This is a genomic window from Paraclostridium tenue (assembly GCF_039521565.1).
In the GTDB taxonomy this organism is placed as follows: Bacteria; Bacillota; Clostridia; order Peptostreptococcales; family Peptostreptococcaceae; genus Paraclostridium; species Paraclostridium tenue.
Genome location: NZ_BAAACP010000001.1, coordinates 234,965 through 250,547 on the forward strand (window position 1 = coordinate 234,965; position 15,583 = coordinate 250,547).

The 15,583-nt window shown below is 27.0% G+C and carries 15 protein-coding genes; 13 read left to right on the forward strand and 2 right to left on the reverse strand.

Annotated features, from left to right (window positions below):
- Window positions 1–11: 11 nt before the first annotated feature.
- From ABFX13_RS01190 to ulaA, 9 genes are all read left to right on the forward strand, one after another.
- On the forward strand, window positions 12–1,184 hold the full coding sequence (locus ABFX13_RS01190; protein WP_346041284.1) for a glycosyltransferase family 4 protein: 1,173 nt from the start codon (window positions 12–14) through the stop codon (window positions 1,182–1,184).
- 23 nt (window positions 1,185–1,207) lie between these two features.
- On the forward strand, window positions 1,208–2,365 hold the full coding sequence (locus ABFX13_RS01195; protein WP_346041286.1) for a glycosyltransferase family 4 protein: 1,158 nt from the start codon (window positions 1,208–1,210) through the stop codon (window positions 2,363–2,365).
- Window positions 2,366–2,386: 21 nt separating this feature from the next.
- Entirely contained in the window at window positions 2,387–3,553 is a 1,167-nt protein-coding gene (locus ABFX13_RS01200; protein WP_346041288.1) for a nucleotide sugar dehydrogenase, read from the forward strand.
- A 70-nt stretch (window positions 3,554–3,623) separates the two neighbouring features.
- On the forward strand, window positions 3,624–5,165 hold the full coding sequence (murJ, locus tag ABFX13_RS01205; RefSeq protein WP_346041290.1) for a murein biosynthesis integral membrane protein MurJ: 1,542 nt from the start codon (window positions 3,624–3,626) through the stop codon (window positions 5,163–5,165).
- 22 nt (window positions 5,166–5,187) lie between these two features.
- Window positions 5,188–6,114, forward strand: a complete 927-nt coding sequence (galU, locus tag ABFX13_RS01210; RefSeq protein WP_346041291.1) for a UTP--glucose-1-phosphate uridylyltransferase GalU — start codon at window positions 5,188–5,190, stop codon at window positions 6,112–6,114.
- A 170-nt stretch (window positions 6,115–6,284) separates the two neighbouring features.
- Window positions 6,285–8,300 (forward strand): BglG family transcription antiterminator, encoded by a 2,016-nt coding sequence (locus tag ABFX13_RS01215; protein WP_346041293.1) that lies wholly within the window; start codon window positions 6,285–6,287, stop codon window positions 8,298–8,300.
- Window positions 8,301–8,319: 19 nt separating this feature from the next.
- Complete coding sequence (locus ABFX13_RS01220) at window positions 8,320–8,721, forward strand: PTS sugar transporter subunit IIA (protein ID WP_147543323.1); 402 nt, start codon at window positions 8,320–8,322, stop codon at window positions 8,719–8,721.
- A gap of 1 nt (window position 8,722) precedes the next feature.
- Window positions 8,723–8,995 carry a PTS sugar transporter subunit IIB gene (locus tag ABFX13_RS01225; RefSeq protein ID WP_147543324.1) on the forward strand — a complete coding sequence of 91 codons (273 nt, stop codon included), beginning with the start codon at window positions 8,723–8,725 and terminating at the stop codon, window positions 8,993–8,995.
- A gap of 37 nt (window positions 8,996–9,032) precedes the next feature.
- A complete protein-coding gene (gene ulaA / locus ABFX13_RS01230; protein ID WP_346041296.1) occupies window positions 9,033–10,397 on the forward strand; it encodes a PTS ascorbate transporter subunit IIC in 1,365 nt (454 codons plus the stop codon).
- Between the two features lie 71 nt (window positions 10,398–10,468).
- Here the strand turns inward: ulaA and ABFX13_RS01235 are convergent, their stop codons facing one another.
- Window positions 10,469–11,005, reverse strand: coding sequence for a VanZ family protein (locus ABFX13_RS01235; RefSeq protein WP_346041298.1), 537 nt, complete (start codon window positions 11,003–11,005; stop codon window positions 10,469–10,471).
- Between the two features lie 319 nt (window positions 11,006–11,324).
- Here ABFX13_RS01235 and ABFX13_RS01240 point away from each other — a divergent pair, with 319 nt between their 5' ends.
- Both ABFX13_RS01240 and ABFX13_RS01245 read left to right on the forward strand, forming a co-directional pair.
- The gene (locus tag ABFX13_RS01240; protein ID WP_346041300.1) at window positions 11,325–11,525 is read left to right on the forward strand and encodes a hypothetical protein; all 201 of its coding nucleotides are present in this window, start codon (window positions 11,325–11,327) and stop codon (window positions 11,523–11,525) included.
- Window positions 11,522–11,668, forward strand: a complete 147-nt coding sequence (locus ABFX13_RS01245; RefSeq protein ID WP_346041468.1) for a hypothetical protein — start codon at window positions 11,522–11,524, stop codon at window positions 11,666–11,668. The genes ABFX13_RS01240 and ABFX13_RS01245 overlap by 4 nt, the downstream gene beginning before the upstream one ends.
- A gap of 542 nt (window positions 11,669–12,210) precedes the next feature.
- On the opposite strand, the gene ABFX13_RS14725 is transcribed toward ABFX13_RS01245, so the two are convergent.
- Window positions 12,211–12,363 (reverse strand): VanZ family protein, encoded by a 153-nt coding sequence (locus ABFX13_RS14725; RefSeq protein WP_428833821.1) that lies wholly within the window; start codon window positions 12,361–12,363, stop codon window positions 12,211–12,213.
- A 379-nt stretch (window positions 12,364–12,742) separates the two neighbouring features.
- Between ABFX13_RS14725 and ABFX13_RS01250 the strand changes: the two genes are divergently transcribed.
- A complete protein-coding gene (locus ABFX13_RS01250; protein WP_346041302.1) occupies window positions 12,743–13,720 on the forward strand; it encodes an LCP family protein in 978 nt (325 codons plus the stop codon).
- Between the two features lie 100 nt (window positions 13,721–13,820).
- Window positions 13,821–15,365: a murein biosynthesis integral membrane protein MurJ gene (gene murJ, locus ABFX13_RS01255; RefSeq protein ID WP_346041304.1), complete on the forward strand. Its 1,545-nt coding sequence runs from the start codon at window positions 13,821–13,823 to the stop codon at window positions 15,363–15,365.
- Window positions 15,366–15,583 lie beyond the last annotated feature (218 nt).

Genomic DNA, 15,583 nt, shown 5'->3' on the forward strand with positions numbered 1-15,583 from the left:
TGGAGGTAAGTATGGATAAAAATAAGATATCTATATACTATGCATCAAAATTGAGAGGATTTATAAAGCATATTGTAGAAAATCCTCCAACAGATATTGAATATGTATATACAGAAAACAATTTTTATGAGACAAGCTCTAAGTTTAAATTGGTTCTGAAAAAATTACTAGGAGGGAAAATAGGAGATTCATTAGGATTAATTTTAAAGCTAAACGTTGATAACAACGAGTGTGATATTGTACAAACATATAATAGATTTATAAAGTCATCACAAAATTATATTATAATGTTGGAGAACCCTACAGCTATATATCATTATTCTTTAAATAGAAGTAAAACTTTGCTTGGTAAAAGAAAAATAAACACAGAGCTTAACAGAGGATATTTAAAATCTATAGTTTGTACATCAAAGGCATGTTACTCCACTGTAGATTTATTAATTCAGGAAATGCCTGAAAGTATTATAAAAGAACAAATATACCCTTATGTTCCAGACAACACATTTATAAACGAAAAATTTATAAGTGAAAGAAGTTATAGTAATGAATTAAAATGTTTATTTATTTCTTCAGACTTTAAATTAAAAAGCGGATGTGAGGTAATAGAAGCCTTTGAAAAGTTGAACTCTAGTATTAATATAGAGCTTACGATTGTAACTAAAAAAAGTAGTATACCTACTGATTATTTAGAAAAAATAAAAAATATTAAAAATATTAATCTTTTAGAATTTAACTTGAAATATGAAGAACTTCAAAGTCTATATACATCAAATATGGTTTTACTGCATACAACAAGACAAGATAGTACTCCTATGGTTGTATTGGAGGCAATAAAGTCAGGTATGGTTGTACTTGCTACAGATTTATATGCAATTCCTGAAATGGTTGAAGATACAGTAAATGGGTATTTAGTTAAACCTAAATATAGATTTTTTAATGAAAACAATTTACCAAATCCAAATGTATGGAACAATAGAAAAGAAACTATATATTCAAGTTACATAGATAACAATATAGTAGACTTTATATACGAAAAAATCACATATTTAAGTTCTAACAGAGATATATTAGAAGAAATGTCTAAGAATTCTTATGAGAAAGCAACTAGAGGTGAATTTTCAGAATCGTTTATAAAGAAAAAATGGGAAAATTTATATAAAAAAATTATGAGGGAATTAAAATAATGTTAAGTGAGTAGGAGGATACAATGAAAATACTACACATATGCTCTTATTATAATACATCGTCACTATATAAACATTTGTTTAAAAGTATATCGAATATTGATAATAAAATGGAACAGAAAATATATATACCAATGGCAATAGATGCTAGTTTATGCCCAGAAGATCATGGAACAGTAAGATGTAAGACAGATGATTATGATAGAGTAGAACATATATATAAGGAAGTTTTTAATAAAAATGATAGATTTATATTTAGCTTGAAGAATTTAAAGATGTATAAAGGGTTACTAAATAGTGTAGATATACAAAATATAGATTTTATACATGCACATTCGTTATTTGCAAATGGAAATATAGCATACAAGATAAAGAAAGAAAAAAATATAGATTATATAGTAGCAGTGAGAGCTACTGATGTAGAAGTATTTTTAAGAAAAATGGTTCATTTGAGAAAATTAGGGATAAAAATAATGAAAGAATCTAAAAATATTATATTTATATCTCATAATCTAAAAAAAGAAGTAATAAACAAGTATGTACCTGAAAAATATAGAAAAGAAATAGAAGAGAAAAGTTTAGTAATACCTAACGGTATAGATTCATTTTGGTATTCAAATAAAAACGAACTTAATAATATAAAGAAAGATAATACAGACTTATTAAAGCTTATATATATAGGAACATTACATAAAAGAAAAAATGTAGATAAGATAATAGATGTTTTTGAAAGCTTAAATAATCATAATATTCCTACAAGATTAGAAATTGTAGGAGGTGGACCTGATAAAAGTAAAATAGATTCAAAAATAGAAAAAAGTCAATATTGTGAAATGTGTACTATAAATACTTGGACTAACAATAGAGAAGAATTATTATTAAAATATAAGAATAGTGATATATTTATAATGCCGTCAGTAAAAGAGACTTTTGGTATATCATATCTAGAGGCATTAAGTCAAGGGAAACCTATAATTTATACAAAAAATGATGGAGTAGACGGATATTTTAAAGATGGAGAAGTCGGGTATTCTGTTGATCCAAATAATATAGAATATATTGTTGAATGTATAAAGAATATTGTTGATGATTATGATGATATTAGTGAAAGATGTATACAAAATTCAAGGAAATTTAGTTGGGATAAGATAGCTGAAAAATATATAAATATCTATGAATAGGATTAGAAAGGAGCTATAAAAATGAAAATAGCAATAGCAGGAACGGGATATGTAGGATTATCAAATGCTATATTATTAGCACAAAAAAATGAAGTGGTTGCAGTAGATATAATACAAGAAAAAGTAGATATGATAAATAATAAAAAATCTCCAATAGTAGATTTAGAAATAGAACAATATTTAAAAACTAAAGAGTTGAACTTAATTGCTACAACAGATGCATACAAAGCATATAAAGATGCAGACTATGTTGTAATATCTACGCCGACAGATTATGATCCAGAAAAAAATTATTTTAATACAAGGACAGTAGAAGCTGTTATAGCTAATGTATTATCCATAAACCCAGATGCTGTTATGATTATAAAATCAACTGTTCCAGTAGGATATACAAAAAGAGTAAAGGAAATGTTTAACACAGATAATATAATGTTTTCACCTGAATTTTTAAGAGAAGGAAAGGCATTATATGATAATTTACATCCTTCTAGAATTATTGTAGGAGAACAATCTGAAAGAGCTGAAAAATTTGCTAATCTTTTATTAGAAGGTGCTATAAAAAAAGATGTACCAGTTTTATTTACTGACTCAACAGAAGCTGAAGCTGTAAAGTTATTTTCAAACACATATTTAGCATTAAGAGTAGCTTACTTTAATGAATTAGATACATATGCAGAACTTAGGGGCCTAGATACAAAGCAAATAATAAAAGGAGTAGGGCTTGATCCAAGAATAGGAAATCACTATAATAATCCATCATTTGGATATGGAGGATACTGCCTACCTAAGGATACAAAACAATTAAGAGCAAATTATGAGGATGTTCCAAATAACATAATTGGAGCAATAGTTGATGCTAATAGAACCAGAAAAGATCATATAGCTGATCAAATTATAAAGAGAAATCCAAAAATTGTTGGTATATATAGATTAACAATGAAAACAAATTCAGATAATTTTAGAGCATCATCTGTTCAAGGTATAATGAAAAGGATAAAAGCTAAAGGAATAGAAGTAGTGGTATATGAACCAGTTCTAAAAGAAGAGAAATTCTTTAACTCAGAAGTAATTAGAGACTTAGATGAATTTAAAAATATGTGTGATGTTATAGTCTCTAATAGATTGGCTAAAGAATTATTTGATGTTGAAGAAAAAGTTTATACTAGAGATCTGTTTAATAGAGATTAATAATAAATAATAGAATAATGAGAGTAATATATTTATGAATATATTACTCTCATTATTATAGGAGGATTTAATGAGTAAAGTAGCGAAAGCAACAATAGGACTTATGATAGTCACTATGTTATCTAAAGTTCTTGGTTTTGGTAGAGAATTAGCACTTACATATGTGTATGGAGCTAGTGCATCGGCAGATGCATATATAACATCTGTAAGTATTCCTACAGTATTATTTGCATCTGTAGCAACATCTCTGGCAACTACCTTTATACCTTTATTTTATGAAGTAGATAAAACGGACGGAAGAGAAAAATCTTTGGATTTTGCAAATAACGTATTTAATATAGTTATAATTATAAGTGGATTATTAGCGATATTTGGATTTATATTTGCTGAACCATTAGTCAAAATATTCGCAATAAATTTTGCAGGAGAAAAATTAGAACTAGCAGTTGAATTTACAAGAATAATGATATTTGGGGTTATATTTATAGGATTGAGTAATATAATGACATCATGGTTGCAAATAAATGGAAAATTTACTATACCGGGTATGATAGGATTTCCATTTAATATTTTTATTATATTAGGAATATTCTTAAGTAGTAAAGGTAATATTGAAATAATGGCTATTGGTACACTAATTGGGTTAGCAAGTCAATTTTTATTTCAGCTACCGTTCGCTATAAAGCATGGCTATAAATATAAGCCCTATATAAATATTAAGGATAAGTACATAAAAAAAATGATATGGTTAATAATTCCTGTTTTTATAGGAGTAGGAGTTAACCAAATAAATGCTGTCATAGATAGAAGCTTAGCATCTACATTAGGAGATGGAGTCATAACCGTATTAAATAGTGCAAATAGATTAAATCTATTTGTTACAGGACTATTTATAGCTACAATTGCAGCTGTTATATATCCTATGTTATCTAAGCTCTCAAATGAAAATAATAGCGAAAAATTTGCAGAATCAGTTGCTCAAAGTGTAAACTCTGTAGTACTTTTAATAATACCTATATCAGTCGGAGCTATAGTACTTGCAGAACCTGTGGTTAGAATTGTTTTTGAAAGAGGTGCATTTGACTCAGATGCAACTCATATGACAGCTGTAGGTTTAGCATGTTACTCTGTAGGGATGATAGGTTTTGGACTTAGAGATATACTAAGTAAAGTCTTTTATTCATTAAAAGATACAAAGACACCTATGATAAATGGAGCATTAGCAATGATAATGAATATAATATTAAACCTTATATTTATAAATTTTTTAGGATATGCAGGATTAGCCATAGCTACAAGTTTGTCAGCGCTTATATGTATAGTATTATTATTTAGAAGTTTAAAAAAGAAAATTGGATACTTCGGGCAAGATAAAATAATTAAAACGTTAGGTAAATCTTTAATAGCGGCTATAGTAATGGGTGGAATTACATTATTATCATACAAATTCTTAGCTAATATTTTAGGATTAGGATTTATACAAGAAGCTATAGCATTAGGTGGAGCAGTTGGAATAGGGGTTTTAGTTTATGGAATACTAATAATCTTATTCAAAGTTGAAGAAGTTAATATAGCAATAGATATAGTTAAAAAGAAATTAAATAGGGCATAAAGTTAGTATATATGGAGGAGCCATGAAAAAAATAGTAAGAAAAGCAATTATACCAGCAGCTGGACTAGGGACAAGATTTTTGCCAGCGACGAAATCTCAACCAAAGGAAATGCTTCCGATAGTTGATAAACCAACTCTACAATACATAATAGAAGAAGCTGTACAATCAGGGATAGAAGAGATATTGATAGTAACAGGAAGAAGTAAAAAAAGTATAGAAGATCACTTTGACCGTTCTATTGAACTAGAATTAGAACTTGAACAAAAGGGAAAAACAGAAATGCTAAAAATGGTACAAGATATATCTAATATGGTAGATATATACTTTATACGCCAGAAAGAGCCAAAAGGACTTGGACATGCTATATACTGTGCTAAAAGCTTTGTAGGAGATGAACCATTTGCAGTACTTTTAGGAGATGATATAGTAGATAGCAATATACCTTGTTTAAGCCAGATGATAGACATATACAATGAATACAATACATCAATACTCGGAGTTCAAGAAATAGCCAAAGAAAATACCGATAAATATGGAATATTAGACGTAAAATATATAGAAGATAGAGTTTATAAAGTAAAAGACATGGTTGAGAAACCAAAGGTAGAAGAAGCACCATCAAATATAGCTATACTAGGAAGATATATAATAACTCCGGCTATATTTGAAATACTTGAAAATCAAGCGCCAGGAAAAGGTGGAGAGATACAACTTACAGATGCTCTTAAGACCTTAGGTAAGAATGAAGCTATATATGCATATAATTTTGAAGGAAGAAGATATGATGTAGGTGATAAACTAGGATTTTTAGAAGCGACAGTAGACTTTGCACTTAAAAGACCAGAACTTAGATATGAGTTTATGAACTTTTTAACAAAAAAGATTGATGAAGCTAAAAGTGATGAGTTTGTTATAGATGAGGTTGCAGTCGATATAGAAATAAATTAATAAATATATATAAAGCTGAAGGTAAAGTAAAACTAGCCTTCAGTTTTTTTATATGTATATATGTTTTTAACACTAGAGTACAATTTATTGCACTTATACAGTGCTTTAATTTTGACTTTTGTGCAATGATTATAATAAAGTATAATAAAACCAAGAAAGGGATATCAAATATGCAACTCAACATAAGGTTACAAAAAATATTAGACATACTATTAAATAATGATTATACAAAGCTTGAAAAAATAATGAAATCATTAAATGTGTCTAAAAGAACTGCTTATTATGATATATCTAAAATAAATGAATACTTGCAAAAAAGTGGACTAGAGATAACGAACATTAGAAACCTAGGATATCACATAAATCCATGTGACAAAGATGATATAAAAAAATTATTAAAATACTCAACAGATGATTATATACTATCACCAAAAGAAAGAAGTATAAAAATAATTATAGATTTACTAATAGGTTTAGAAAAATCGACTATAGAAAAATATTGTGACAGTCTATATGTAAGTAGAAACACTATTTTAGGTGATATTAAAGAAGTTAAAAAATACATAAATAAATACAACTTAACTCTTAACACTCAAGGGGGATATGTATTAGAAGGAAAAGAAAAAGAAAAAAGATACTTGTTTATAAACTTATACAATGAGTATGGATACCTTTTTTATGAATATGAACTAATTGAAGAATACAAATCTATAAAAACAGAAATTGAAAAATTAGACTTAGATATTTTAAAACATAATAATCTAAATTACATCTTAATGTATTTAACTATTTTTTATAAATATTATTACAAGAAAAGTATGAACTGTTTTCATAAAGAAGATATTCAATTTTTACAAAATCTAACTTCTAATGATGATGCTAAAGTATTGTTAAATATTATAAGAAATATCATAGCTAAGGATATAAGTGATATGGAAGTTTACTATATACAAACATTTTTAGTGAGTGATAATGATATTAGAAAATTTTTCAATGAACACAAATTAAAAGGTGAATATATTTCTTCAGTTAAGATGATGGTAAAAGAGTTTGAAAAAATATCATGTATATCAATTGATGATTATGAAACTTTGGAAAAAGATATACTTAATCATTTAATGCCTTCTTTATTTAGAATCAAATATGGTGTGTATTATCCCAACATAGTAAAAAATGAAATTAAGAAAAAGTATAAATCTGTATATCAATTTACTAAGCAATCTATAAAACATGTAGACAGCTTAATAGATATGTTTTTAAATGAAGATGAAATTGCATATGTATCTATGTATTTTGGTGGATATACAAGCAAGATGGGTGTAGAAATAAAAATTCCTAAAATTGTTATAGTATGTAATTTTGGTATGGCTACTTCTCAATTATTAAAAAATCAGATAGAAGAGTTATTTGACCTTATTGAAATAGAAGATATCTTATCTTTAGAAAAGTTTAAACAATACGATAAGTATTATGATTTTGCTATAAGTACTGTAGATATTGATGAAGATGTATCTAAGTTTATAAAAGTAAGTCCAGTACTTACAGATTTAGATAAGAAAAATTTAGTATCTCAAATTTCAAATGCTCAATCAACATTTAACAAAGAACAAGAAACAATAGATAAGATTATGAGTAGTATTGAAAGACATGCAAATATTTCAGATAAAGAAAAATTGAGAGAAGAAATAAAAACTATAATAATTAACAGTAGAGAGAAGTCAAAAATTCAAAAAGCTACACTTAAAGAACTTTTATACGAAGACACTATAAGTTTAAATAAAGAAGCTAGCGATTGGAAAGAGGCTATATTAGTAGCATCAGAAAATCTTATAAAACTTGGATATATCAAAAATTCATATGTGAATGCTTGTATAGACAATGTAGCCCAATTAGGACCATATATAGTAATAGCACAAAATGTTGCCATGCCCCATGCTAATCCTGAAAATGGTGTAAATAAATTGGGAATGAGTATTACTACATTTAAAAATAAAATTAGGTTTTCTGATGATGAAAAGCATAGTGTAAAAATGATAGTAACTTTAGCACCTAAAGATAAGCAATCACATATAAAAGCACTTGCTTGCCTAACTCAGATGCTTAGAGAGAAAGATAATATAGAAACAATTATAAATACAGATGATAAAAATATAGTTTTAAAACTAATAGACAAATATTCAAGGTAAACAGGAGAAAGGGAATAGTATGATAGTTAAAGTTATTAACCAGGTAGATGATTATAAAGAAGCTATCAAAATATCATGTGATATTTTAGAAAATAGAGGGTCTATAGAAAAATCTTATTTTGATTCAATAATAAGTAAAATAGATGAATATGGACCATATTTCTGTATAGCACCAAAAATTGCAATGCCGCATGCAAGACCAGAAGATGGTGCTAAAAAAACAGATTTATGTATTTTGAAATTAAATGAACCAGTAGATTTTTTGGGAAAAGAAACTAGTTTATTTTTAACATTAAGTTCAATAGATAATAAATCGCATTTAGAGCTTATGCAAAAGGTAGCAGGCATATGTATGGATGAAAGTAAATTAAATAAAATATTAAATACAAATAAAGAAGAAGAAATTATGGAGGTAATTTAAAATGAAAAGAATAATGGCAGTTTGTGGATCAGGATTAGGATCAAGTTTTATGGTTGAAATGAATGTTAATGAGATATTAGGAGAATTAGGGTTAAGTGGATATGAAGTATCTCATAACTCTTTAGCAGATGCTACACCAGAACAAGCAGATATATTTATAACAGCTAGTGACTTAGAATCAAGTGCATCTCATTTACCAAATTTAATAGTACTAGATGCTTTATTTGATAAAGATGAGTTAAAAGGAAAGTTACAAGCAGCTTTAGGATTATAGAAATTGATAATATAAAAAGACGTTAGGAGGGGACATTATGAATGGGTTTTTAAAAGTTATTGTAGATTTCATATCTGAACCAGCTGTGTTGATAGGGGTCATGGTTATAATTGGTTTAGTTCTTCAGAAAAAACCAATAGAAGACGTAATAAAAGGAACTATCAAGGCAATGGTTGGATTTGTTGTTATATCAGCCGCCGCTGGAGTTATAGTAGGTTCACTTGAGCCATTTGGTAAAATGTTTGAATATGGATTTAAGGTAAGTGGAGTTATACCAAATAATGAAGCTGTAGTTGCTATGGCTATGGATGAGTATGGTACTTATACAGCTCTTATAATGACTTTTGGTATGCTGATGAATATACTTATAGCGAGATTTACTAAATTTAAATATATATTCTTAACAGGACATCATACTTTATTTATGGCTTGTATGATAGCTGTTATATTAGTTTCAAGTGGAATGAGTGGACCACATTTAATATTTACAGGATCACTTGCACTGGGACTTATAATGGTTATATCTCCTGCAATATGTCAGCCTTTTATGAAAGGAATAACTAAGAATGATTCGGTAGCATTAGGACACTTTTCTTCTATAGGATATTTCTTAGCAGCAGGAATCGGAAAGGCTGTAGGAAAAGGTTCTAAGTCAACAGAGGAAATGAAAGTTCCTAAGTCATTAAGTTTCTTAAGAGATTCAGCAGTTTCTATATCAATAACTATGTTGACTTTATACATAATAGTTGCATTAGTTGCAGGGCCTAAATATGTTGAAACAAATTTATCTGATGGTAAAAACTTTATAGTTTATGCTATGATACAAGCATTAACTTTTGCAGCAGGATTTATATTAATACAAAATGGAGTTAGATTAGTATTAAATGAAATAGTACCTGCATTTAAAGGAATAGCAACTAAGCTAGTGCCAAATTCAAAGCCAGCACTAGATTGTCCAATAGTATTTCCTTATGCACCAAATGCAGTTCTTATAGGATTTATAAGCTCATTTATAGGTGGAGTGGTATCTATGTTAGTGTTAGGAGTAGCAGGACTTGTAATAATTATACCGGGTGTTGTTCCTCATTTTTTCACAGGAGCAGCAGCGGCAGTATTTGGAAACTCAACTGGTGGAAGACGAGGTGCTATAATAGGTTCGTTTTTAAATGGAGTAGTAATATCATTATTACCAGTGGCATTACTTCCTGTACTTGGAAACTTAGGAATAGCTAACTCTACATTCTCGGATGGAGATTTTGGAGTAGTTGGAATATTTTTAGGTAAGATACAACAATTTGTAGGTGGATTTGGACTTACAGCAGTACTTGTGGGAATATTAGCAGTATTGGTTGTAATGAGTTTTGATTTTAAGAAAAGTGATGAAGTTAGGGAAGTAGCTTAGTATATACAAAAAATATTAAAAATAAAAGAGTGCATTCTATCAAAAATAGAAATGAACTCTTTTATTTTTATTTAATTTATATTATTAATCTTTTTATATTTATCATTAAACTTTAGATAATATATATAAATTATAGCTCCTATGAACCCACCTAAAGTATTTAACCATAAATCATCTATTTCACAAAATCTATAAGGTATAAATCCTTGGATTAACTCTACAAATAACGTTAAAGCAAAACAACATATAATAGTCTTTTTCATATTATATCTACTCTTTGAATAAACAAAAAATCCAAATGGAACAAATAAAGCTATATTACCTAGTGTTTGATATAAAAAATATCCAAAGCTGTTTTTCATAAAAATACCTATAGGTACCTTAAGTGGAATTAGGTTATAAATCTCAAATCCTTCATAGGCTACATTTAACTTAATAGGAAATAGGGTAGCAGAAAAAACAAATACTACCGACATATATAAACTCAAATTAGTTATTTCATTTTTAACATTTAAATTAGTACCATTTATAAAACAAATTAATGATCTTGAAAAAATATAAATAGCTATAAAACATACTAAAACCATTAAATTAAAATCTATTATCAATATTAAAATCCTCCTAAAAATAATACTGTATAACTAATTATAGACTATTTATAAAATGTAGATACAAAAAATTATCCGAAATAGGAATAAGTATGAAAAATATATAAAGCTGATAAAGTATTGAGATGGTTATAATATTGGAATAATAGGTATAGTCAGGAGGTAAGGAAACAGTTTTAACTGATGAGAATATTTAAAGTAAAAATAATAGTATAACAAATAAGCTAAGTTTATTTAAATTTTACACAAATTTGTATATAAAAGTAACTAGGCAAAATTAGAAATGGGAGGAAAACATGAGTAATTTAGCAAATCAGCATTGGCTATTAATTTTTTAAGAATAATGATAATAGGAATAGTATTTATAGGGCTTGCTGTTAACCAGGTAAATACTATGGTAGATAGAAGCTTAGCATCAGGTTTTGGAGATGAAGTTATAATTGCTCTTAATAATTCAAATAGACTAAATGGATTTGTAATAGGGTTATATATCCCACATTATCAAAGTTATCTAGTATAAACAATAAGGAAAAACTTGCAGAATCAGTAGTAACTAGTATTAACTGTGTAAATTTGGTAGTACTTCTAGCAACAGTTGGAGCAATAGTACTTGCTACACTAGTAGTTAAAATATTATTCCAAAGAGTTGCATTTGATTTTTAAATCTTTAATAGCTAGTTTAGCAATGGGATTTGTTACATATCTTGTTTATAATTTATTTAAAGGAATGCTTAGCTTAGGATTTATACAAGAAGCTATATAATTAGGAATATCCGTAAGAGCTGGAACAATTGTATATGCTTTATTAGTTAATTCATTTAAGGCAGAAGAAATAGATATGTTGATAAATATGTAAAGAAAAAATTAAAAAAATCATAAGATAAAATAGTAGTAATAGATACATTTGAATTCGATTTAACAATAGCATATCTATTCTTAACGTTACCGAAAAAAACTTGCAATAACTTATATATAAATTAGATAAATATATAACTAATTATCCCTAATTTACCATTTTACATAAAAATTCGTCAACATCAGTAACACTAGGATGAAACCATTAGAACGTCTAATTTAAAATGTTACCCTAAGTGTTACCGAGAAAATTCGTCAACATATAAACCTAAAATTACTGTTGACAAAAAACACCTAGGTCAACACATACTTCAACGTTTTTATAAATATTAAATAAAATTTCGATAATACTATTTATATATTAAAAAAGACATTTGAATACCAAAATATAATTTAGCTCCACAAAATCCAACTAAAGTATTTAACCATAAATCATATATTTCACAAAATCTATAAGGAATAAATTCTTGTGTAAATTCCACCAATAAAGTTAAGAAAAACAAGATATAATAGTTTTTTTGAGATTAAAATTACTCTTTAAAAAACGAAAAAACCGTATGTAATAAACATGGCAATATTACCTAAAGTTAGATATAAGAAATATCCAAAACTATATTTCATAAATATTTGTATAGGAACTTTTAATGGATAGTCTAAATAATATTAAAGCTGATTTCTAAATTACTTGGGAATCAGCTTTTTTTAGTTATAATATATATAAATATTTATATATATTACTCTACACTTTTTAAACTATTTACCGAAAATAATAAAGAGAAGTTTGCTGATTATGTAGCTAAAGATTTAAATTATATAAGCTTAGTTTATAAATACAATTAGCAATATCAGTTGATAATGACAATTTAGATAAGAGGTGTTAGTATGAAAAAATCCACAAAGGTAATTTTAGGAATATTTATAGCTATAGCTATAATCATTTTAGGTTCATTTGGATATATTTATGCAAAGTTAGATTCTATTTATGTTAAAGATTCAGATAAGAAAACTAAATCTGGTCAAAGTGAGGAACAAAGTGGCAAGATAGTAGATGGTATAACTAATATACTTTTAGTAGGTATAGATGGGACTCGTATAGATAAAGGAAATAGATCTGATTCTGTTATGATAGCTACAATAGATAGTAAAAATAAAAAGTTAAAGATAACATCAATAGCAAGAGATACATATGTTGATATACCGGGACATGGATATGAGAAATTAACTCATGCATATGCATATGGTGGAATTGATTTATTAAAAGAAGTGTTTAAAAACAACTTTGATATAAATATAGATAAATATGTAGCTGTAAACTTTATTTCATTTATAGATGTTATGGATGAGATTGGAGGAGTAACAGTAGATATAAAAGCTAAAGATATACATGAGATTAATACTTATATAGATGCTTGTTATAAATACTATGGAGATAGAGAAAATAAAGCTCCTAAGGAATATATAACTAAGCCTGGATTACAAAAATTAAATGGATATCAAGCATTAGCATTTAGTAGAATTAGATATACTGATAGTGCTTTTGCAAGAGATAATAGACATAGAGAAGTTGCTCAAAGTGTTTATAATGAATTTTTAAAACAAGATCCTATGATGTATAAAAAGGCTGCTGAAATATTGTTAAGAAATACTAAAACTAATATAAGTCCTATGGAAATGATAGATTTAGGATTCACAGTTTATAATATAAAAGATAGTAATATTGAACAACTAGAATTTCCACTAGAGGGTCATAGAAATGGTCATATTATAAGTAAACAAAAAGGTTGGGTCTTAGAGTGGGACAATGAGTATAATTTAAATGCTCTACATGAATTTATATTTGGGCAATCTTATAAAAAGTAGTATAAAAAGCTCATAGATTATAATCTATGAGCTTTTGTTAAGTTAATTATATAATATATTTAAGAATATTAATCATAAAAAATATGAATTGGAGGGAAATATGAGTAATTTAGCGAAATCAGCATTTTGGCTTATGGTAGTTACTACTATGTCAAAAATTTTAGGGTTTGCAAGAGAGATAGTACTTGGATATTTTTATGGAACAAGTGCATATAGTGATGTGTATATAACAGCTATGAATATACCTTTAGTGGTATTTGTAGGAATAGGAACAGCTTTAGCTACAACTTTTATTCCACTATATTATGAGGTATTGGAAGATAGTGGGGAAGAGAAGGCGTTAAAGTTTTCTAATAACATAATGTGTATAGTAGTAATATTAAGTTTAATTTTAGCTATATTAGGATACATATTTGCAGTACCATTAGTAAAGTTATTTGCTATGAAATTTACAGGAGTAAAATTAGCATTAACTGTTAGATTTGTAAGAATAATGATAATAGGTGTTGTTTGTATAGGACTTAGCAATATAATGACTTCATACCTACAAATACAAGGAGATTTTACTATACCAGGTATGATAGGTTTTCCTAATAATATAATAGTAATAATATCTATAGCTTTGAGTGCTATTATGAAAAATATAGATATTCTAGCTATAGGTGGATTAGTTGGAATGGCATCTCAATTTTTATTACAAGTACCATTCGCAATAAAAAAAGGTTATAGATTTAAGCCTGTATTAGATCTTAAAGATAAATATTTAAAGAAAATGTTATGGTTAGTAATTCCTGTGTTTATAGGAGTTGTGGTTAACCAAGTTAATACAATGGTAGATAGAAGTTTAGCTTCAGGTTTAGGAGATGGAGTTATAACTGCGCTAAATAGCGCAAATAAATTAAATGGATTTATTTTAGGATTATTTATAGTTACTATAGGAGCTGTTATATATCCAACATTGTCAAAACTATCTACTGAAAATAATAAGGAAAAGTTTGCTGAGTCTGTAGCTAATAGTGTTAACTGTGTAAATTTAGTTGTGCTACCAACAACAGTAGGTGCAATAGTTTTAGCAACTCCTATAGTTAGAGTATTATTTCAAAGAGGTGCTTTTGATGTAAAATCTACATCACTTACTGCTACTGCTTTGATATTTTATTCAGTAGGAACAATAGGATTTGGATTAAGGGACATATTAGGTAAAGTATTTTACTCTTTAAAAGATACTAAAACACCTATGATAAATGGTATAATAGCGGTTATTCTTAATATTGTGTTAAATTTAGTTTTAGTAAAGGTTATGGGACACGGTGGTTTAGCTTTAGCAACTAGTTTATCAGCTATTATATGTATATTATTACTATTTGGAAGTTTAAAGAAAAGAATCGGGTATTATGGACAAGATAAAATAAAAAATACATTTTTTAAGTCCCTAGTATCAAGTCTTATAATGGGAGTAATAACTTATTTTGTTTATAAGTTTTGTATTTCTATATTGGGATTAGGATTTATAAAAGAAGCTATATCATTAGGTACATCTATAGGAATTGGAGCTATAGTATATTCTGTATTAGTTATGGTGTTTAAAGTAGATGAGATATATATATTTATAGATATGATTAAGAAAAAGATAGGTAGAGCATAGTAAATCTAATAAATATTAACATAAATTTGTAGGTATAAAAGAACTTATATAAAATTTACATACTAAGGGGCTATTTAAAGTAGACCCTTTTGTTTTTTATTTTCTAACAATAAGTTTAAAAATTTATAGAAGCTTTGATTATTATAAAAAATATAAAATAATTTAAAAAAAGGAAAATTAGTAAAATCAATAGAATTGATATAAAAAGAATATAGAGT

What these genes read in the sequence shown, in the direction of transcription:
- ulaA (WP_346041296.1), top strand. Translation starts at nt 9,033, where the DNA reads ATGAATGGGTTTTTAAAAGTTATTGTAGATTTCATATCTGAACCAGCT.
- ABFX13_RS01220 (WP_147543323.1), top strand. Translation starts at nt 8,320, where the DNA reads ATGATAGTTAAAGTTATTAACCAGGTAGATGATTATAAAGAAGCTATC.
- murJ (WP_346041290.1), top strand. Translation starts at nt 3,624, where the DNA reads ATGAGTAAAGTAGCGAAAGCAACAATAGGACTTATGATAGTCACTATG.
- galU (WP_346041291.1), top strand. Translation starts at nt 5,188, where the DNA reads ATGAAAAAAATAGTAAGAAAAGCAATTATACCAGCAGCTGGACTAGGG.
- ABFX13_RS01250 (WP_346041302.1), top strand. Translation starts at nt 12,743, where the DNA reads ATGAAAAAATCCACAAAGGTAATTTTAGGAATATTTATAGCTATAGCT.
- murJ (WP_346041304.1), top strand. Translation starts at nt 13,821, where the DNA reads ATGAGTAATTTAGCGAAATCAGCATTTTGGCTTATGGTAGTTACTACT.
- ABFX13_RS01195 (WP_346041286.1), top strand. Translation starts at nt 1,208, where the DNA reads ATGAAAATACTACACATATGCTCTTATTATAATACATCGTCACTATAT.
- ABFX13_RS01225 (WP_147543324.1), top strand. Translation starts at nt 8,723, where the DNA reads ATGAAAAGAATAATGGCAGTTTGTGGATCAGGATTAGGATCAAGTTTT.
- ABFX13_RS01215 (WP_346041293.1), top strand. Translation starts at nt 6,285, where the DNA reads ATGCAACTCAACATAAGGTTACAAAAAATATTAGACATACTATTAAAT.
- ABFX13_RS01190 (WP_346041284.1), top strand. Translation starts at nt 12, where the DNA reads ATGGATAAAAATAAGATATCTATATACTATGCATCAAAATTGAGAGGA.
- ABFX13_RS01200 (WP_346041288.1), top strand. Translation starts at nt 2,387, where the DNA reads ATGAAAATAGCAATAGCAGGAACGGGATATGTAGGATTATCAAATGCT.